Here is a 19226-nt window from a genome sequence, read left to right as displayed (position 1 = left end):
GTTACAGGAGACGCGTGATGTCGATTATTCTTGGGATTGACCCCGGCTCGCGCGTCACCGGTTATGGCGTTATCCGTCAGGTGGGACGCCAGCTAACCTACCTCGGCAGCGGGTGTATTCGCACCAAAGTGGACGACCTTCCTTCGCGCCTCAAGCTCATTTATGCGGGCGTGTCGGAGATCATCACCCAGTTTCAGCCTGACTATTTCGCCATCGAGCAGGTCTTTATGGCGAAAAACGCCGATTCGGCGCTAAAGTTGGGTCAGGCGCGCGGTGTTGCCATCGTGGCTGCAGTGAACCAGGATTTGCCGGTGTTCGAATACGCGGCAAGGCAGGTTAAGCAGACGGTGGTGGGCATTGGAAGCGCGGAGAAAAGCCAGGTGCAGCACATGGTGCGAACCTTGCTCAAGCTCCCGGCGAACCCGCAGGCGGACGCCGCGGATGCGCTGGCAATCGCGATCACCCACTGTCACGTCAGCCAGAACGCGATGCAAATGAGCGAGTCGCGGCTCAATCTGGCGCGAGGCAGGTTACGATAATCAGAAATCAGGCTGGATGTTTATCCAGCCTTTTTTTATTATATCGCCAGTCCAACATTTTCCAGAACGCAGGAGCGTCACGTGATAGGCAGACTCAGAGGCATCATCATTGAAAAACAACCCCCGTTAGTGCTGCTGGAAGTGGGGGGCGTGGGCTATGAAGTCCATATGCCGATGACCTGCTTCTATGAGCTGCCGGACGCGGGCAAAGAGGCGATTGTCTTTACTCAGTTTGTGGTGCGTGAAGATGCTCAGCTGCTGTACGGCTTCAATAACAAACAGGAACGTACCCTGTTCCGCGAGCTGATTAAAACCAACGGAGTGGGGCCGAAGCTGGCGCTGGCGATTTTATCCGGCATGTCAGCCCCGCAGTTTGTGAATGCCGTTGAGCGCGAAGATCCTGCGGCGCTGATTAAGCTTCCTGGCATCGGCAAAAAAACCGCCGAGCGCCTGATTGTCGAAATGAAAGACCGCTTCAAAGGGCTGCATGGCGATCTCTTCACCCCGGCGGCCGATCTGGTGCTCACGTCACCTGGCGGCCCTGCGACGGATGACGATGCCGAGCAGGAAGCGGTTGCTGCGCTGGTGGCGCTGGGCTATAAACCTCAGGAGGCCAGCCGTATGGTGAGCAAAATTGCCAAACCGGATGCCAGCAGTGAAACCCTGATTCGTGAAGCGCTGCGCGCTGCATTGTGAGGTAAAGGATGATTGAAGCAGATCGCCTGGTGTCGGCAGGCACCCTTCAGGCAGAAGACGTGGTGGATCGCGCGATCCGCCCGAAACTGCTTGATGAGTATATCGGTCAGCCGCAGGTACGTTCCCAGATGGAGATTTTCATCCAGGCGGCAAAACTGCGCGGCGATGCGCTCGATCACCTGCTGATTTTTGGCCCTCCGGGGTTGGGGAAAACCACGCTGGCGAATATCGTCGCCAATGAGATGGGCGTTAACCTGCGCACCACCTCTGGCCCGGTGCTGGAGAAGGCGGGGGATCTGGCGGCGATGCTGACCAACCTCGAACCCCATGACGTGCTGTTTATCGATGAAATCCACCGTCTGTCGCCGGTGGTGGAGGAAGTGCTCTATCCGGCTATGGAAGACTACCAGCTGGATATCATGATCGGTGAAGGCCCGGCTGCGCGCTCCATCAAAATCGATCTCCCGCCGTTTACCCTGATTGGCGCAACGACTCGGGCGGGATCGCTGACCTCACCGCTGCGCGACCGTTTCGGCATCGTGCAGCGTCTGGAGTTTTATCAGGTGCCGGATCTTCAGCACATCGTGGGGCGCAGCGCCCGCTACATGGGGCTGGAGATGAGCGAAGAGGGGGCGTTTGAAGTGGCGAAGCGTTCCCGCGGCACGCCGCGTATTGCCAACCGCCTGCTGCGACGCGTGCGCGACTTTGCCGAAGTAAAGCATGATGGCTCGATTTCGGCCGAGATTGCCGCGCAGGCGCTGGACATGCTGAACGTCGATGCTGAAGGTTTTGACTATATGGACCGCAAGCTGCTGCTGGCGGTGCTGGACAAGTTCTTTGGTGGTCCAGTCGGGCTGGATAACCTGGCGGCGGCTATCGGTGAAGAGCGCGAAACCATTGAGGACGTGCTTGAGCCGTATCTGATCCAGCAGGGTTTCCTGCAGCGCACCCCGCGCGGACGCATGGCAACGGTGCGGGCGTGGAATCATTTCGGCATTACGCCACCGGCAATGCCGTAAATAATGCCGGGTGGCGGCTACGCCTTACCCGGCCTACAATTTGGCCTTTGTAGCCCCGGTAAGCGAAGCGCCACCGGGGACATACCCGCTACTGAGCGGTCTTCTTCATCATACTGAAGATAAACAGCGCCGCCGCACACAGCACCACTGACGGCCCCGCTGGCGTGTCATAAAACGCCGAGAAGGTTAGCCCACCCGTTACCGCAATCATCCCGATAATGACGGCCACACCGGCCATCTGCTCAGGCGTACGGGCGAAACGACGCGCGGTTGCCGCAGGGATGATCAGCAGTGATGTGATAATCAGCGCACCGACGAACTTCATCGCTACACCGATCGTTAACGCCGTCACCAGCATCAGCAGCAGCTTCACGCGCTGCAGCTTCACGCCGTCGACAAACGCCAGATCCGGGCTAACGGTCATCGCCAGCAAATTACGCCACTGCCAGAGCAAAATCCCCAGGACTACAACTACGCCGATAGCGATGGCGATCAGATCGTCCGGCGTCACGGCCAGCAGGTCACCAAACAGGTAGGCCATCAGGTCGACGCGGATATTTGACATCAGGCTGACGACCACCAGACCTAGCGAGAGGGCGCTGTGCGCCATAATGCCGAGCAAAGTATCAATGGCGAGGTGAGGGCGTTTTTCCAGCCAGACCAGACCGGCAGCCAGCAGCAGCGTGACCACAATTACCGCGTAGAAAGGATTCACATCCAGCAGCAGACCAAAGGCAACGCCCAGCAGAGACGCATGCGCCAGGGTGTCACCGAAATAGGACATTCTGCGCCACACCACAAACGAGCCCAGCGGCCCCGCGGCGCAGGCAAGCATAATCCCGGCAAGCCAGCCGGGCAGTAACAGTTCAATCATGAGTGTCCATTTCCCCGGCGCAGGACAATTCGTCCCTGTAAATCATGGCGATGATTATGATGATGGCGATAAATGCCTAATTGTTCAGCGCCGCGAGGGCCGAACATGGAGATAAATTCAGGGTGCATTGACACCACTTCAGGCGTACCGGAGCAGCAGATATGATGGTTGAGACACAGCACTTCGTCGGTTTTCGCCATCACCAGATGCAGATCGTGAGACACCATCAGCACCGCGCAGTTCAGCTCCCGGCGCAGCTGGTCGATGAGGTCGTAAAGCGCGACCTGGCCGTTGACGTCGACGCCCTGGGTTGGCTCATCCAGTACCAGCAGCTGCGGGCTGCTCAGCAGCGCGCGGGCCAGTAAAACGCGCTGCGTTTCACCGCCGGACAGTTTTTGCAGTGGCGCATCGATAAGATGGCCCGCCTGCACGCGTTTCAGCGCCGGAAGAATATCGGCTTTCCGCGTGCCGGGGCGCAGACGCAGGAAACGGCTGACCGTCAGCGGCAGCGTGGCGTCGAGGTGAAGCTTTTGCGGCACATAGCCGATACGCAATTTTTCCTCACGCTTGATCACACCTTCGTCGGGCGCGACCAGACCCAGCACCACGCGCACCAGGGTGGATTTACCTGCGCCATTGGGACCGAGCAGCGTCAGAATTTTACCGGGCTTCAGATCAAGCGACACGTCAGAGAGGACGCGGCGCTGACCGAATGAGACCGAAATATTTTCAAGAGAAACCAATGTCGTCATGTCATTTTAAGCTTGAAGAAGTCAACGAATGTTATAATATCACATTTCACGCATTCACTACGATGATTAGTCGCATTATGTTACATAAAAATACGCTTCTTTTCGCAGCATTATCCGCTGCCCTTTGGGGAACAACCGCACAAGATGTTAACGCTGCTGTTGTCGCTTCGCTTAAACCGCTCGGTTTCATCGCGTCGGCCATTGCAGATGGGGTCACAGAAACCCAGGTTCTGCTTCCCGACGGGGCATCTGAGCATGACTATTCTCTGCGTCCTTCGGATGTAAAGCGCTTACAAAACGCGGACTTAGTGGTATGGATTGGTCCTGAGATGGAAGCGTTTATGCAAAAGTCAGCAAAACAGGTTGCTGGCGAAAAACAGGTCGCGATTGCCGCGCTCCCAGGCGTGAAACCGTTGCTCATGAAAGGGGCCGACGACGACGGTGACGAACATCACCATCACCCTGCAGATGCAGAAAAAGGTGACGGAGATCACCATCACGGCGAGTACAACATGCATCTTTGGTTATCCCCAGAGATAGCGCGCCTTTCGGCGGTTGCAATCCATGACAAATTAGTGGAACTTATGCCGCAAAGTCGAGCCAAACTTGACGCCAACCTGAAGGATTTTGAGGCACAATTAGCCGCAACCGATAAGCAGGTAGGTAATGAGCTCGCACCGTTGAAAGGAAAAGGGTATTTCGTTTTTCATGACGCCTACGGCTATTACGAAAAACACTACGGCCTGACCCCGCTGGGTCACTTCACCGTCAACCCTGAAATTCAGCCTGGTGCGCAGCGTTTACATGAAATCAGAACACAGCTGGTTGAGCAAAAAGCGACATGTGTTTTTGCTGAGCCACAGTTCAGGCCAGCGGTCGTAGAAGCCGTGGCCAGGGGGACATCCGTGCGCATGGGAACCCTTGACCCGCTAGGTACGAATATCCAGTTGAGCAAAGCGAGCTATTCGCAGTTCCTCAGCCAACTGGCGAACCAGTATGCGAGCTGCCTGAAAGGAGATTAACGAGGAAGTGAATACGTGCAACAGATAGCCCGCTCTGTCGCCCTGGCATTTAACAATCTGCCTCGACCCCATCGCGTTATGCTGGGGTCGCTTACAGTACTCACCTTAGCGGTCGCCGTCTGGCGGCCCTATGTTTACCACCCGAGTTCTGCCCCAATCATCAAAACCATTGAGCTTGAAAAGAGCGAAATCCGCTCTTTGCTGCCTGAAGCCAGCGAGCCTATCGACCAGGCGGCTCAGGAAGATGAAGCTATTCCGCAGGATGAACTGGACGATAAAACCGAGAACGAAACGGGTATCCACGAATATGTTGTGTCTACCGGGGACACGCTGAGCAGCGTGCTGAACCAGTACGGCATCGACATGGGTAATATCAGCCAGCTGGCGGCTGCGGATAAAGATCTTCGCAACCTGAAAATCGGTCAACAGCTCTCCTGGACATTAACGGCCGATGGGGACCTGCAGCGTCTGACCTGGGAAATGTCCCGCCGCGAAACCCGTACCTACGATCGCACTGCAAACGGTTTCAAAATGACCAGCGAAATGCAGAAGGGCGACTGGGTGAACAGCGTTCTGAAAGGCACCGTGGGCGCGAGCTTTGTCTCCAGCGCGCGAGATGCAGGATTGACCAGCGCTGAAATCAGCTCGGTGATCAAAGCCATGCAGTGGCAGATGGATTTCCGCAAGCTCAAGAAGGGGGATGAATTTTCCGTTCTGATGTCCCGCGAAATGCTGGACGGCAAGCGCGAGCAGAGCCAGCTCCTGGGCGTTCGTCTGCGCTCCGAGGGCAAAGATTACTACGCGATCCGTGCCGAAGACGGTAAGTTCTATGACCGCAGCGGTACGGGCCTTGCGAAAGGCTTCCTGCGCTTCCCGACGGCTAAACAGTTCCGTATCTCCTCTAACTTTAACCCGCGTCGTCTGAACCCGGTGACCGGGCGCGTCGCACCGCACCGCGGCGTCGATTTTGCTATGCCGCAGGGCACGCCGGTACTGGCGGTAGGGGATGGTGAAGTGGTGGTCGCCAAACGTAGCGGTGCAGCCGGATATTATGTCGCGGTGCGTCATGGCCGTACGTATACGACCCGCTACATGCACCTGCGTAAGCTGCTGGTTAAACCGGGCCAGAAAGTGAAGCGTGGCGACCGAATCGCGATCTCCGGAAACACCGGGCGTTCTACCGGCCCGCACCTGCACTATGAAGTGTGGATCAACCAACAGGCAGTGAACCCGCTGACGGCGAAACTGCCGCGCACCGAAGGCCTGACGGGTAAAGATCGTACTGATTACCTGGCGCAGGTGAAAGAGGTGCTGCCGCAGCTGAGCTTAAACTAAGCCCTCTGTTTTTGTTAAAAAAGCCGGCGTCAGAATGCGCCGGCTTTTTCTTTTGTGCGCGGACGGCTGTCTCGCTACACTATCTGAATATTTTTTTGCGTCATCAGACCCTGGATCCAGCATGGAAACCCAAAAAAACAATATTGAATACATTCCTGAGTTTGAGAAATCCTTCCGCCATCCGCGCAACTGGGGCGCCTGGCTTGGCGTTTACGCCTTTGCAGGGATGGCGATGTTGCCTCCCTCCGTTCGCGATCCTGTGCTGGGTAAAATAGGCCGTCTGGCAGGACGCTTAGGCAAAAGTGCCCGTCGTCGCGCGCAAATTAACCTCTATTACTGCTTCCCGGAAAAGAGCGACGCGGAGCGAGAGGCCATTATTGATGCCATGTATACCACTGCGCCTCAGGCAATGGCGATGATGGCGGAGCTGGCGCTGAAAGGGCCGGAAAAAGTCATGGAACGCGTTGACTGGAAAGGGCTGGAAATCATCGACGAGATGCGTCGCAACGATGAGAAGGTCATTTTTCTCGTTCCGCACGGCTGGGGCGTGGATATTCCAGCCATGCTGATGGCATCACAGGGCCAGAAGATGGCGGCAATGTTCCATAACCAGGGCAACAAGATCTTCGATTACGTCTGGAATACCGTGCGTCGTCGTTTTGGCGGCCGTCTTCATGCGCGAAATGATGGCATCAAGCCGTTTATTCAGTCCGTGCGTCAGGGATACTGGGGATACTATTTGCCGGATCAGGACCACGGCCCGGAGCACAGCGAGTTTGTTGATTTCTTCGGGACCTACAAGGCGACTCTGCCCGCGATTGGCCGTTTGATGAAGGTATGCCGTGCCCGGGTCATCCCGCTTTTCCCGGTCTACGATGGCAACACCCATCGCCTGAGCATTGAGGTTCGCCCACCGATGGACGATCTTCTCACCGCGGACGATCGCACTATTGCGCGTCGAATGAACGAAGAGGTTGAGATCCTGGTGGGACCGCATGCCGAGCAGTACACGTGGATACTGAAGCTGCTCAAAACGCGCCAGCCGGGTGAGATTGAGCCTTATAAGCGCAAAGAGCTTTATCCGACGAAATAAAAAAAGCCCTCTCCATCCGGAGAGGGCTTTTTAACAGAGACGTTATTACTCGACGGTCATAACGCGCGTGGTGTTGGTTGAACCGATGGTGCTCATCACATCGCCCTGGGTCACAATGACGATATCCCCGGAGACCAGATAACCTTTGTCGCGCAGCAGGTTTACGGCATCGTGCGCCGCAGCCACGCCGTCATTGGTGCTGTCGAAGTGAACCGGCGTCACGCCGCGGTACAGCGCCGTCAGGTTCAGCGTACGTTCGTGGCGAGACATGGCGAAGATCGGCAGGCCGGAGCTGATACGGGAGGTCATCAGCGCGGTGCGGCCGGATTCGGTCATGGTGATGATCGCCGTTACGCCCTTAAGGTGGTTAGCGGCGTACATGGCAGACATCGCAATCGCTTCTTCCACGTTGTCGAACTGCACGTCCAGACGGTGTTTAGAGACGTTAATGCTCGGGATCTTTTCCGCGCCCAGGCAGACGCGCGCCATGGCGGCCACGGTTTCTGCCGGATACTGGCCCGCCGCGGTTTCCGCAGAGAGCATCACCGCATCGGTACCGTCCAGCACGGCGTTAGCCACGTCCATAACTTCCGCACGGGTCGGCATTGGGTTAGTAATCATGGATTCCATCATCTGAGTGGCGGTGATCACCGCGCGGTTCAGCTGACGGGCGCGACGAATCAGCGCTTTCTGGATACCCACCAGCTCAGGGTCGCCGATTTCAACGCCCAGATCACCGCGCGCAACCATCACCACGTCAGACGCGAGGATCACGTCGTCCATGGCGTCCTGATCGCAAACCGCTTCCGCACGTTCAACCTTGGCGACAATTTTGGCATCACAGCCTGCATCACGTGCCAGACGACGCGCATAGTTCAGATCTTCGCCGCAGCGCGGGAAGGAGACGGCCAGGTAGTCAACGCCAATCAGCGCCGCAGTCACGATGTCCGCTTTGTCTTTATCGGTAAGCGCCTCTGCAGAGAGGCCGCCGCCCAGCTTGTTGATGCCTTTATTGTTGGAGAGCGGGCCGCCGACGGTGACTTCGGTGAACACTTTCATGCCCTGAACTTCCAGCACTTTCAGCTGTACGCGCCCGTCGTCGAGCAGCAGGATATCGCCTGGCACCACGTCAGCCGGCAGGCCTTTATAGTCGATACCGACTTTCTCTTTATCGCCTTCGCCTTTGCCCAGGTTGGCATCAAGCAGGAATTTGTCGCCGATGTTGAGGAAAACTTTACCTTCTTTAAAGGTCGAAACACGAATTTTAGGGCCCTGTAAATCGCCAAGGATAGCAACGTGGCGGCCCAGTTTTGCTGCGATTTCACGCACTTTATCGGCACGTAATTTATGGTCTTCTGGCGTACCGTGAGAGAAGTTCATACGCACCACGTTGGCGCCAGCGGCGATAATTTTTTCAAGATTATTATCGCGGTCGGTGGCCGGGCCTAAGGTGGTTACGATCTTGGTTCTGCGAAGCCTTCTGGACATGTAATACTCCGTTGACTGAAACAACTTTGGTGTTGCGTGAACATTGAATCGGCCTTCATCTGCCGCAAGGCAGCAAAGAGGGGACCGAATGCCGTAAGTCGTACATCTTAGTTATTAGGGAACATCGCTCTTTATAAGCAATTCTTTATCAAAACGCGATTCCTTCAGCGCTTCCTTGACCCGCTTCAAGTTATCCCGGAATTTTGCGCCCCGACGCAAGGTAAAACCGGTCGCCAGCACGTCAATCACCGTAAGCTGCGACAGACGGGAGACCATCGGCATATAGATGTCGGTGTCTTCCGGCACGTCGAGAGTAATTGCCAGCGTCGCTTCACGCGCCAGCGGCGTGCCCGCCGTTGTAAGGGCGATCACCATGGCATCGTTTTCACGGGCCAGCTGCGCCAGCTCGACCTGACTCTTGGTGCGGCCGGTATGCGAAATCAGCACCACAACATCATCTTCACTGCAATTCATACAGCTCATGCGTTGCAGCACAATGTCATCGGAGTAAATCACCGGGACGTTAAAGCGGAAAAATTTGTTCATGGCGTCATGCGCCACGGCCGCCGACGACCCGAGACCAAAGAACGAAATTCGCTTGGCCTGGGTGAGCAAATCCACCGCGCGATTCACGGAGCTCATATCCAGAGACTGACGAACGTGGTCAAGGGAGGCCATGGCCGATTCAAATATTTTCGCGGTGTAGGCATCAACGCTGTCGTCTTCATCCACATTACGATTAACATAAGGGGTGCCGTTAGCCAGACTTTGTGCCAGATGCAGTTTAAAATCAGGAAAGCCGCGCGTTTCCATGCTGCGGCAAAAGCGATTGACCGTCGGTTCGCTAACACCCGCTTCCTGTGCCAGAGCGGCGATGCTTGAATGGATCGCCTGAGCGGGAGAGGCCAGAATGACCTCGGCCACTTTTCGCTCGGATTTGCTAAGGTGTTCCAGTTGAAACTGGATTTTTTCCAGCATGTTCATGTTAACAGGACGCTCATGGGTGTAAACGATTTCATAAATTGATGAAATCGTGATTCGATTTAGCCGATATTACCCTTGCGGCTTCCATAAAGGGTAACAATCGACAAGATAATGTTGTTGTTTTTTTTCATTACTTGATCGGTGTCGGGTTTTGCTGTGACCCTGTTGCGCAAAGAATCGACGCTTGTTGCGTCATTACGCCACCGTAACCCGCTGACGGGTGAAAAATCGCGGTATCGCACGCGACGTTAAGCGCTAATGGTTTCGGGAATGACGTAAAAGCAGTACAGTGCATTGTAATAAAATTACAACGATACCTGGCAGAAGTACCAGGTGATCCAACTGAGGAGAATGACATGGCGGTAACGCAAACAGCCCAGGCATGTGACCTGGTCATTTTCGGCGCGAAAGGCGATCTTGCACGCCGAAAATTGCTGCCTTCCCTGTATCAACTGGAGAAAGCGGGCCAAATTCACCCGGATACCCGTATCCTGGGTGTCGGGCGCGCCGACTGGGACAAGGACGCTTATACCAAAGTCGTCCGCGAGGCGCTCGAAACTTTCATGAAAGAAAAAATTGATGAAAGTTTGTGGGATACCCTGAGTGGACGCCTCGATTTCTGCAATCTGGACGTGAATGACGTCAGCGCGTTTACCCGCTTAGGCGCGATGCTGGATCAGAAAAACCGTGTCACCATTAACTATTTCGCCATGCCGCCAAGCACCTTCGGCGCCATCTGCAAAGGGCTGGGTGAAGCCAAACTGAACGCCAAACCGGCTCGCGTCGTGATGGAAAAACCGCTGGGTACCTCACTGGCCACCTCGCGTGAAATCAACGACCAGGTGGGCGAGTTCTTTGAAGAGTGCCAGGTTTACCGTATTGACCATTACCTCGGTAAAGAGACGGTACTGAACCTGCTGGCGCTGCGCTTTGCCAACTCCCTGTTTGTGAATAACTGGGACAACCGCACCATCGACCACGTGGAAATCACCGTGGCGGAAGAGGTTGGCATTGAAGGTCGCTGGGGTTACTTTGACCAGGCCGGCCAGATGCGTGACATGATCCAGAACCACCTGCTGCAAATTCTGTGCATGATTGCCATGTCCCCACCGTCTGACCTGACGGCTGACAGCATCCGCGATGCAAAAGTGAAAGTGCTGAAATCGCTGCGCCGCATCGACCGCTCCAACGTGCGTGAGAAGACCGTTCGCGGTCAGTACACCGCCGGGTTTGCACAGGGCAAAAAAGTGCCAGGCTACCTGGAAGAAGAGGGCGCGAACAAGGCCAGCAACACCGAGACGTTTGTTGCGATCCGCGTGGATATCGACGACTGGCGCTGGGCGGGTGTTCCATTCTACCTGCGCACCGGTAAACGTCTGCCGGCCAAGTGCTCCGAAGTGGTGGTTTACTTCAAAAACCCGGAACTGAACCTGTTCAAAGAGTCATGGCAGGAGCTGCCGCAGAACAAACTGACCATTCGTCTGCAGCCGGACGAAGGGGTGGATATCCAGATCCTGAACAAAGTGCCGGGCCTGGATCATAAGCACAACCTGCAGACCACCAAGCTGGACCTGAGCTACTCCGAAACCTTCAACCAGACGCACCTGGCCGATGCTTACGAGCGTCTGCTGCTGGAAACCATGCGCGGCATTCAGGCGCTGTTCGTGCGTCGCGATGAAGTGGAAGAGGCGTGGAAATGGGTCGACTCCATTACCGAAGCCTGGGCGGCCGATCAGGATGCGCCAAAACCGTATCAGGCGGGCACCTGGGGACCTGTGGCGTCGGTGGCGATGATCACCCGCGATGGCCGCTCCTGGAACGAGTTTGAGTAAGATAATCCTCTAGCTCGAAAGTGTTATTTTACCGGTAACATGATCTAACACAGCTAGTGGCACAATTTTCAACTTTTAAGCTCCGCGTGGATTCACCCGCGGAGCTTTTTTTATTACACTGCCGGAAGTGATTTTGCCCCTGAGCTCCGGACAGCAAGCGTTTCAGCGTTGTTAACAACTGCCAGCGACTTTGTAAACTCCCGAGCCCGGACAGATAAATGAGAGGAGCTTTTATGAATCCGACATTGTTACGCGTAACACAGCGCATTATCGAACGCTCGAAAGAGACCCGTTCGGCCTACCTCGCCCGGATTGAACAGGCAAAGAGCAACACCGTACATCGCTCGCAGCTGGCCTGCGGTAACCTGGCGCACGGTTTCGCCGCCTGCCAGCCTGATGATAAAGCCTCATTAAAGAGCATGTTGCGTAACAATATCGCCATCATTACCTCCTACAACGATATGCTTTCCGCGCACCAGCCTTATGAGGTTTATCCCGATATTATCCGTAAAGCGCTGCACAGCGTGAATGCCGTGGGCCAGGTGGCGGGCGGTGTACCCGCTATGTGCGACGGCGTGACGCAGGGTCAGGACGGTATGGAGCTGTCTCTGCTGAGCCGCGAAGTGATTGCCATGTCCGCGGCGGTGGGGCTGTCACACAACATGTTTGATGGCGCGCTGTATCTCGGCGTGTGCGACAAGATTGTCCCGGGCCTGGTGATGGCTGCGCTGTCGTTTGGCCATCTGCCTGCGATCTTTGTGCCGTCCGGCCCGATGGCAAGCGGCCTGCCGAACAAAGAAAAAGTCCGTATTCGTCAGCTGTATGCGGAAGGGAAAGCAGACCGCCAGGCGCTGCTGGAGGCGGAAGCCGCGTCCTACCATGCGCCGGGGACCTGTACGTTCTACGGTACGGCCAACACTAACCAGATGGTCGTGGAATTTATGGGGATGCAGCTTCCAGGTTCGTCCTTTATCCAGCCGGATGCACCGCTGCGCAAGGCGCTGACCGAGGCCGCGGCCCGTCAGGTCACGCGACTGACCGGCAACGGCAACGAATGGATGCCGATGGGCAAAATGGTCGACGAAAAGGTCATCGTCAACGGGATTGTTGCGCTGCTGGCAACCGGTGGTTCAACTAACCACACCATGCACCTGGTGGCCATGGCGCGTGCGGCGGGCATCCTGATTAACTGGGATGATTTCTCTGAGATCTCTTCCGTGGTGCCTCTGATGGCACGCCTCTATCCGAACGGCCCGGCGGATATTAACCACTTCCAGGCCGCAGGCGGCGTACCGCTGCTGATGCGCGAGCTGCTGAAGGGGGGTCTGCTGCATGAAGATGTAAACACCGTGGCGGGCTTTGGCCTGCAGCGCTACACCCAGGAGCCGTGGCTGAACAACGGCGAGCTGGACTGGCGTGATGGGGCGAGCGCCTCTCTTGATGCGCAGGTGATTGCCACCATCGATAAACCTTTCTCTCCTCACGGTGGCACCAAAGTCCTGAGCGGTAACCTCGGTCGTGCGGTGATGAAAACCTCAGCCGTACCGGAAGAGAACCAGATTATCGAAGCGCCGGCGGTGGTGTTTGAAAGCCAGCACGACGTATTACCCGCCTTTGATGCCGGTCTTCTCGACAAAGACTGCGTGGTGGTGGTGCGTCATCAGGGGCCAAAAGCCAACGGGATGCCAGAATTACATAAACTTATGCCACCACTTGGTGTATTATTGGACCGCCGTTTCAAAATTGCACTGGTGACCGATGGGCGCCTCTCTGGCGCATCCGGTAAAGTGCCTTCAGCCATCCACGTGACGCCGGAAGCATACGACGGCGGCCTGCTGGCGAAAGTGCGTGACGGCGACATGATTCGCGTTAATGGCCAGACGGGCGAGTTAACCCTGCTGGTTGATGACGCAGAGCTGGCGGCACGTCAGCCCCATATTCCTGACCTGAGCGCCTCGCGCGTGGGGACTGGACGCGAAATGTTTGGTGCGCTGCGTGAGAAACTCTCCGGTGCGGAGCAGGGCGCAACCTGTATTACGTTTTAAGACGACTTGATTTTAACGATCTGGCGAGAGAAGACTCTGATGAAAAACTGGAAAACAAGTGCAGAAGCAATCCTGACCACTGGCCCTGTCGTGCCGGTTATCGTGGTAAACAAGCTGGAGCACGCTGTACCGATGGCGAAAGCGCTGGTTGCGGGCGGCGTTCGCGTTCTGGAAGTGACCCTGCGTACCGCCTGCGCGATGGACGCTATTCGCGCTATCGCCAAAGAAGTGCCGGACGCCATCATCGGTGCGGGTACCGTTCTTAATGCACAGCAGCTGGCCGACGTGACCGAAGCGGGCGCACAGTTTGCCATCAGCCCGGGCCTGACCGAGCCGCTGCTGAAAGCCGCCACCGAAGGCACTATTCCGCTGATCCCGGGTATCAGCACCGTTTCTGAACTGATGCTGGGGATGGACTACGGTCTGAAAGAATTCAAATTCTTCCCGGCGGAAGCGAACGGCGGCACCAAAGCGCTGCAGGCGATTGCGGGTCCATTCTCTCAGGTGCGTTTCTGCCCGACCGGCGGTATCTCTCCTGCTAACTACCGTGACTACCTGGCGCTGAAGAGCGTGCTGTGCATCGGTGGCTCATGGCTGGTTCCGGCGGATGCACTGGAAGCAGGCGACTGGGATCGTATCACCAAACTGGCTCGTGAAGCGGTTGAAGGCGCGAAGCAGTAAGTCATTCGCCGCATGAGAAACGGGCCTTACGGCCCGTTTTTTTTATCCTGCTACCTTAACGTTTGCTGCGGCCGCTTTCGCTCTCGCCACGGCGGCGTCCACGTTATCCCCGGTGGCTAGCGCCACGCCCAGACGACGCGTACCGTCGATCTCCGGTTTACCGAACAGCCGCACCTGCAGACCTGCGCCCACCGCACCCTCCACGTTATCAAAGGTCACGTTCTGGCTGGTTAATCGCGGCAGGATGACCGCCGACGCGGCCGGGCCGTACTGACGAATGCCGCCCACAGGCAGGCCGAGGAAGGCCCGCACGTGAAGGGCAAACTCGGAGAGATCCTGCGAAATGAGCGTGACCATGCCGGTGTCATGCGGGCGAGGGGAAACTTCGCTGAAAATCACGTCATCACCGCAAACAAACAGCTCCACGCCGAACAGGCCGTATCCGCCCAGCGCCAGGACGGTCTTGCGGGCAATCTCCTGCGCACGTTCCAGCGCAAGGGCGCTCATCTGCTGCGGTTGCCAGGATTCGCGGTAATCGCCATCTTCCTGGCGGTGGCCAATCGGATCGCAGAAATGGACGCCGTCAACGGCGCTGACGGTTAGCAGGGTGATCTCGAAATCAAACTTCACCACGCCTTCGACAATCACGCGTCCAGCTCCGGCGCGGCCACCCTGCTGGGCATAATCCCACGCCTTGTCCAGCGTGCTGCTGTCGCGAATGAAGCTCTGACCTTTACCGGAGGAGCTCATCACCGGCTTAATGATGCACGGGTAGCCAATCTCCCCGACGGCCTGCAGGAACGCGGCCTTATCGCCAGCAAAACGGTAGCTTGAGGTGGGCAATCCCAGCTCTTCCGCCGCCAGGCGACGGATACCTTCGCGGTTCATGGTCAGCTTTGCGGCTTTCGCACAGGGCACCACGCGCTGGCCTTCCTGTTCAAGGGCGATCAGCGTATCGGTAGCGATGGCTTCAATTTCCGGCACAACGAAATCCGGTTTCTCGCGCGTAATCAGCTCGCGAAGGGCATCGCCATCCAGCATGTTAATCACATAAGAACGATGGGCGACGTGCATGGCGGGTGCGTCGGCGTAACGGTCTACGGCAATGACTTCCACGCCTAAGCGCTGACACTCAATGGCGACCTCTTTACCCAGCTCGCCCGACCCTAACAGCATCACTCGCGTCGCCGCAGGTCGCAGCGCGGTTCCTAAACGAATCATAACAATCCCCCTGAAAAAGTTGCGCGTAGTATAAACGAAAACGTTTGCGTCTGTCTTGTGCAGGGCTCAAGGCGCGGGCAGAAATTTGCGCTTCTTTAGTCCGTCCAGACATTTCCTGACGCCTGCTCGCTTACGCTGTGGAGCATGTTCACCGTTAAGTGAGGGAAACCATGTCTGGCTGGTTAAATCAATTGCAATCCCTGTTAGGGCAGAAAACATCCACCTCTGGCGAACAGGGGCTAAGTAAACTGCTGGTCCCCGGGGCGCTCGGCGGGCTGGCAGGCCTGCTGGTCGCGAATAAATCCTCGCGAAAATTACTGGCAAAATACGGCACAGGCGCGCTGCTGGCCGGCGGCGGCGCCATCGCCGGCACCGTACTGTGGAATAAATACAAGGACAGGGTACGGACCGCGCACGGCGATGAGCCGCATTACGGCGAGCACACCTCGCCGCTGGATCTGCGGACCGAACGGCTGATCCGTGCGCTGGTCTTTGCCGCGAAAAGCGACGGGCATATCGACGATAAGGAGCGATCGGCGATTGAGCAGCAGCTGCGCGAAGCCGGTGTTGAAGAGAAGGGAAGAGCGCTGGTGGCACAGGCGATTGAACAGCCGCTCGATCCGCAGCGTCTTGCGCAAAGTGTGAAAAATGAGGAAGAGGCGCTTGAGCTTTATTTCCTCAGCTGCGCCGCCATCGATATCGATCACTTTATGGAGCGGAGCTACCTTAACGCACTCGGCGACGCGCTTAAGATACCGCAGGATGTGCGCGAGGGGATTGAGCAGGATATCAAGGAGCAAAAACAGGCGTTGCAGGGATAGCCGTCGCTGTTCCGGCCATGTTTCGCTTGCATCATGCGCGGGTTTTGCCAACCTTATAGGGTGTAAAACTTAAAAGAATGATGCTATGCCACCGAAAGCCCGACGTACTCCTTATGCGATCGTCACGCATGGCGATACGCGCATAGACAACTATTACTGGCTGCGGGATGATTCGCGATCCCGGCCAGAGGTGCTCGACTACCTGCACGCGGAAAACGACTATGGCCGCAAGATCATGTCCAGCCAGCAGACGCTTCAGGACCAGCTGCTGAATGAAATGGTGCAGCGCATTCCCCAGCGCGACATCTCCGCACCCTGGACCAAAAACGGCTATCGCTACCGCCATATTTACGAGCCCGGCAATGAGTATCCCATATACCAGCGGCAGTCGGTGTTAAGCGCCGAATGGGACGAGTGGGATATTCTGCTGGATGCCAACCAGCGCGCCGCCCACAGCGAGTTTTATACCCTGGGCGGCATGTCCATTTCCCCGGATAACGCGGTGATGGCGCTGGCGGAGGATTACCTCTCCCGTCGCCAGTACGGCCTGCGTTTTCGCAATCTCGAAACGGGCAACTGGTATCCGGAAATGCTGGAAAACGTCTCTCCGGATTTTGTCTGGGCGAATGATTCAGAGACGGTTTACTACGTTAAAAAGCACGCCTCCACGCTGCTGCCTTACCAGGTATGGCGACACACCGTGGGAACGGACTCCGCAGACGACGAGCTGGTCTATGAAGAGAAAGACGAAACGTTCTATGTCAGCCTGCATAAAACCTCTTCACGCCACTATGTGATTATCTTCCTTGCCAGCGCGACGACGTCTGAAGTCCTGCTGCTGGACGCCGAACTGCCCGATGCCCAGCCGCTCTGTTTCCTGCCGCGTCGCAAGGATCACGAGTACAGCCTGGATCACTTCCAGCACAGCTTTTATTTGCGCTCGAATCGCGAGGGCAAAAACTTTGGTCTTTATAAAACCAAGGTGCGCGATGAGCGCAAGTGGGAGGTGCTTATTCCCGCGCGGGATCAGGTGATGCTGGAAGGGTTCACCCTGTTTACCGACTGGCTGGTGGTGGAAGAGCGCCAGCGGGGGCTGACCAGTATCCGGCAAATCAACCGCAAAACCCGGGAAGTGGTGGGGATTGCGTTCGACGACCCGGCGTATGTGACGTGGATTGGCTTCAACCCTGAGCCCGAATCGTCGCGGTTGCGCTACGGCTACTCGTCCATGACCACGCCAGATACCCTGTTTGAGCTGGATATGGCAACCGGGCAGCGTCAGGTGATTAAACAGACCGAGGTAAAAGGATTTGAGTCCGAAAACTACCGAAGCGAGCACGTGTGGGTTATCGCCCGCGATGGGGTGGAAGTGCCCGTCTCGCTCGTCTATCACAAAGCACATTTCCAGAAAGGCAAAAATCCGATCCTCGTCTACGGCTACGGCTCTTATGGTTCCAGCATGGATGCCGATTTCAGCAGCAGCAGATTAAGCCTGCTCGATCGCGGCTTTGTGTTTGCCATCGCCCATATTCGCGGCGGCGGTGAGCTGGGGCAGCACTGGTATGAAGACGGGAAATTCCTGAAAAAGAAAAACACGTTTAATGACTACCTCGACGTCTGCGATGCGCTGATTGAGCAGGGCTATGGCGATCCGCAGCTCTGCTTTGGTATGGGAGGCAGCGCGGGCGGCATGCTGATGGGAGCGGTTATCAACCAGCGTCCCGACCGCTTTAAGGGGGTTGTCGCACAGGTTCCGTTTGTTGATGTGGTTACGACCATGCTCGATGAATCCATCCCACTTACAACCGGGGAGTTTGAAGAGTGGGGGAATCCGCAGGATGAGATTTACTACCGCTATATGAAAGAGTACAGCCCGTACGATAACGTAGAGGCGAAAGCCTATCCCCATATGCTGGTAACCACCGGTTTGCATGATTCTCAGGTGCAGTACTGGGAGCCGGCAAAATGGGTGGCGAAACTGCGCGAGCTGAAAACCGATGACAATCTGCTGCTGCTGTGCACGGACATGGACTCCGGACACGGCGGGAAATCGGGACGGTTTAAATCGTACGAAGGGGTGGCCCTGGAGTATGCCTTTTTGATAGGCCTGGCGCAGGACACGCTGCCAGGCCGTGCGGAGCGTTAAGCCTCACCCAAATAATGTTTCAGGGTTAAGCGCAGCTCCGGGCTCATTTTGTCGAGGTTGTTATACAGCCAGCGCAAATAGCCCGGGTCTTTATCCGCAATATCCGACACCGCTTTGCCCCGGTATTTACCAAAGGTGAACGTGGTCAGCAGCGCAGGACGACCGGTAATCGTCGCCATATCATCCGGCGTCCAGCCAGAGATATTCATAATATCAATGAGCAACGCGGCGGTGATATAGCAGTCATACAGCGCGCGGTGATGGTGAAGCCCCTCAGGGGTACGAACGCTGAGCTTGCGGGACTTGTACAGCGCCATGTTACTGTATTTGATCCCCGGCCAGAGGCGGCGCGCCAGCTTCATGGTACAAATCCATTCGCCTGGCATTTCAGGCAACACCCGGCGGTCAAAGCTGGCGTTATGCGCGACGTACCACGGGCTACCGTAATAGTGGGGAATGATCTCTTCTATCCACGGCTTATCCGCCACCATCGATTCGGTAATGCGATGGATAGCCATAGCCTGCGGGCTGATGGGGCGATCGGGACGCACCAGATGGCTCATTGGGTTGACGATTTTACCGTCAACCACATCGACAGAGGCCACTTCCACAATTCCGCCCTGAAGATCGCAAGTTTCGGTATCGATGACGCGCAGCATTGAAAACTCCTGAGCTCAA

Annotated in this window: 17 protein-coding genes; 11 read left to right on the top strand and 6 right to left on the bottom strand. The window is 56.5% G+C overall.

Translation table 11 applies throughout. The features are described 5' to 3' along the window. Window positions 1-17: 17 nt before the first annotated feature. From ruvC to ruvB, 3 genes are all read left to right on the top strand, one after another. Window positions 18-539, top strand: a complete 522-nt coding sequence (gene ruvC, locus ACWHWP_RS14315) for a crossover junction endodeoxyribonuclease RuvC (protein ID WP_003859749.1) — start codon at window positions 18-20, stop codon at window positions 537-539. A gap of 81 nt (window positions 540-620) precedes the next feature. Further along, window positions 621-1235: a Holliday junction branch migration protein RuvA gene (gene ruvA / locus ACWHWP_RS14310; RefSeq protein WP_023312236.1), complete on the top strand. Its 615-nt coding sequence runs from the start codon at window positions 621-623 to the stop codon at window positions 1233-1235. Between the two features lie 8 nt (window positions 1236-1243). Beyond that, window positions 1244-2254: a Holliday junction branch migration DNA helicase RuvB gene (gene ruvB / locus ACWHWP_RS14305; protein WP_047345932.1), complete on the top strand. Its 1011-nt coding sequence runs from the start codon at window positions 1244-1246 to the stop codon at window positions 2252-2254. A gap of 88 nt (window positions 2255-2342) precedes the next feature. On the opposite strand, the gene znuB is transcribed toward ruvB, so the two are convergent. Continuing rightward, on the bottom strand, window positions 2343-3128 hold the full coding sequence (gene znuB, locus ACWHWP_RS14300) for a zinc ABC transporter permease subunit ZnuB (protein ID WP_447855874.1): 786 nt from the start codon (window positions 3126-3128) through the stop codon (window positions 2343-2345). Next, window positions 3125-3880 carry a zinc ABC transporter ATP-binding protein ZnuC gene (znuC, locus tag ACWHWP_RS14295; protein WP_047345930.1) on the bottom strand — a complete coding sequence of 252 codons (756 nt, stop codon included), beginning with the start codon at window positions 3878-3880 and terminating at the stop codon, window positions 3125-3127. Before znuC ends, znuB begins: the two co-directional genes overlap by 4 nt. 77 nt (window positions 3881-3957) lie before the next feature. Between znuC and znuA the strand changes: the two genes are divergently transcribed. The 3 genes from znuA to lpxM all read left to right on the top strand — a co-directional run bounded on the left by znuA (window position 3958) and on the right by lpxM (window position 7330). After that, window positions 3958-4902: a zinc ABC transporter substrate-binding protein ZnuA gene (gene znuA / locus ACWHWP_RS14290; RefSeq protein ID WP_063430708.1), complete on the top strand. Its 945-nt coding sequence runs from the start codon at window positions 3958-3960 to the stop codon at window positions 4900-4902. A gap of 15 nt (window positions 4903-4917) precedes the next feature. After that, on the top strand, window positions 4918-6237 hold the full coding sequence (gene mepM, locus ACWHWP_RS14285; protein ID WP_447855873.1) for a murein DD-endopeptidase MepM: 1320 nt from the start codon (window positions 4918-4920) through the stop codon (window positions 6235-6237). A gap of 121 nt (window positions 6238-6358) precedes the next feature. Next, window positions 6359-7330: a lauroyl-Kdo(2)-lipid IV(A) myristoyltransferase gene (gene lpxM, locus ACWHWP_RS14280; RefSeq protein WP_063430701.1), complete on the top strand. Its 972-nt coding sequence runs from the start codon at window positions 6359-6361 to the stop codon at window positions 7328-7330. A 45-nt stretch (window positions 7331-7375) separates the two neighbouring features. On the opposite strand, the gene pyk is transcribed toward lpxM, so the two are convergent. Next, window positions 7376-8818 (bottom strand): pyruvate kinase, encoded by a 1443-nt coding sequence (pyk, locus tag ACWHWP_RS14275; protein WP_008500455.1) that lies wholly within the window; start codon window positions 8816-8818, stop codon window positions 7376-7378. Window positions 8819-8932: 114 nt separating this feature from the next. Beyond that, the gene (locus ACWHWP_RS14270) at window positions 8933-9802 is read right to left on the bottom strand and encodes a MurR/RpiR family transcriptional regulator (protein ID WP_059312745.1); all 870 of its coding nucleotides are present in this window, start codon (window positions 9800-9802) and stop codon (window positions 8933-8935) included. A 356-nt stretch (window positions 9803-10158) separates the two neighbouring features. On the opposite strand from ACWHWP_RS14270, the gene zwf reads away from it, so the two are divergent. From zwf to kdgA, 3 genes are all read left to right on the top strand, one after another. Continuing rightward, window positions 10159-11634, top strand: coding sequence for a glucose-6-phosphate dehydrogenase (gene zwf / locus ACWHWP_RS14265; protein WP_047345927.1), 1476 nt, complete (start codon window positions 10159-10161; stop codon window positions 11632-11634). Window positions 11635-11867: 233 nt separating this feature from the next. After that, window positions 11868-13679: a phosphogluconate dehydratase gene (edd, locus tag ACWHWP_RS14260; RefSeq protein ID WP_063430697.1), complete on the top strand. Its 1812-nt coding sequence runs from the start codon at window positions 11868-11870 to the stop codon at window positions 13677-13679. 39 nt (window positions 13680-13718) lie between these two features. Beyond that, on the top strand, window positions 13719-14360 hold the full coding sequence (gene kdgA, locus ACWHWP_RS14255) for a bifunctional 4-hydroxy-2-oxoglutarate aldolase/2-dehydro-3-deoxy-phosphogluconate aldolase (protein WP_006176036.1): 642 nt from the start codon (window positions 13719-13721) through the stop codon (window positions 14358-14360). A gap of 42 nt (window positions 14361-14402) precedes the next feature. On the opposite strand, the gene purT is transcribed toward kdgA, so the two are convergent. Next, a complete protein-coding gene (gene purT, locus ACWHWP_RS14250; RefSeq protein WP_447855872.1) occupies window positions 14403-15581 on the bottom strand; it encodes a formate-dependent phosphoribosylglycinamide formyltransferase in 1179 nt (392 codons plus the stop codon). Between the two features lie 170 nt (window positions 15582-15751). Here purT and ACWHWP_RS14245 point away from each other — a divergent pair, with 170 nt between their 5' ends. Continuing rightward, complete coding sequence (locus tag ACWHWP_RS14245) at window positions 15752-16402, top strand: tellurite resistance TerB family protein (protein ID WP_059312749.1); 651 nt, start codon at window positions 15752-15754, stop codon at window positions 16400-16402. Between the two features lie 85 nt (window positions 16403-16487). After that, entirely contained in the window at window positions 16488-18548 is a 2061-nt protein-coding gene (ptrB, locus tag ACWHWP_RS14240) for an oligopeptidase B (protein ID WP_447855870.1), read from the top strand. Here ptrB and exoX read toward each other — a convergent pair. Then, window positions 18545-19207: an exodeoxyribonuclease X gene (gene exoX / locus ACWHWP_RS14235; protein ID WP_047345922.1), complete on the bottom strand. Its 663-nt coding sequence runs from the start codon at window positions 19205-19207 to the stop codon at window positions 18545-18547. The two genes, ptrB and exoX, sit on opposite strands and share 4 nt — an antisense overlap. Window positions 19208-19226: the final 19 nt, after the last annotated feature.

The organism is Enterobacter sp. WI-ESBL-E8, from assembly GCF_053364895.1.
This window is presented reverse-complemented; position numbering and strand designations above follow the sequence as displayed.

Coding starts and splice junctions, on each gene's coding strand:
- edd (WP_063430697.1), top strand. CDS start 11,868: ATGAATCCGACATTGTTACGCGTAACACAGCGCATTATCGAACGCTCG.
- ACWHWP_RS14270 (WP_059312745.1), bottom strand. CDS start 9,802: ATGAACATGCTGGAAAAAATCCAGTTTCAACTGGAACACCTTAGCAAA.
- ACWHWP_RS14245 (WP_059312749.1), top strand. CDS start 15,752: ATGTCTGGCTGGTTAAATCAATTGCAATCCCTGTTAGGGCAGAAAACA.
- znuB (WP_447855874.1), bottom strand. CDS start 3,128: ATGATTGAACTGTTACTGCCCGGCTGGCTTGCCGGGATTATGCTTGCC.
- lpxM (WP_063430701.1), top strand. CDS start 6,359: ATGGAAACCCAAAAAAACAATATTGAATACATTCCTGAGTTTGAGAAA.
- ruvB (WP_047345932.1), top strand. CDS start 1,244: ATGATTGAAGCAGATCGCCTGGTGTCGGCAGGCACCCTTCAGGCAGAA.
- exoX (WP_047345922.1), bottom strand. CDS start 19,207: ATGCTGCGCGTCATCGATACCGAAACTTGCGATCTTCAGGGCGGAATT.
- pyk (WP_008500455.1), bottom strand. CDS start 8,818: ATGTCCAGAAGGCTTCGCAGAACCAAGATCGTAACCACCTTAGGCCCG.
- kdgA (WP_006176036.1), top strand. CDS start 13,719: ATGAAAAACTGGAAAACAAGTGCAGAAGCAATCCTGACCACTGGCCCT.
- zwf (WP_047345927.1), top strand. CDS start 10,159: ATGGCGGTAACGCAAACAGCCCAGGCATGTGACCTGGTCATTTTCGGC.
- purT (WP_447855872.1), bottom strand. CDS start 15,581: ATGATTCGTTTAGGAACCGCGCTGCGACCTGCGGCGACGCGAGTGATG.
- znuC (WP_047345930.1), bottom strand. CDS start 3,880: ATGACGACATTGGTTTCTCTTGAAAATATTTCGGTCTCATTCGGTCAG.
- ptrB (WP_447855870.1), top strand. CDS start 16,488: ATGCCACCGAAAGCCCGACGTACTCCTTATGCGATCGTCACGCATGGC.
- ruvC (WP_003859749.1), top strand. CDS start 18: ATGTCGATTATTCTTGGGATTGACCCCGGCTCGCGCGTCACCGGTTAT.
- znuA (WP_063430708.1), top strand. CDS start 3,958: ATGTTACATAAAAATACGCTTCTTTTCGCAGCATTATCCGCTGCCCTT.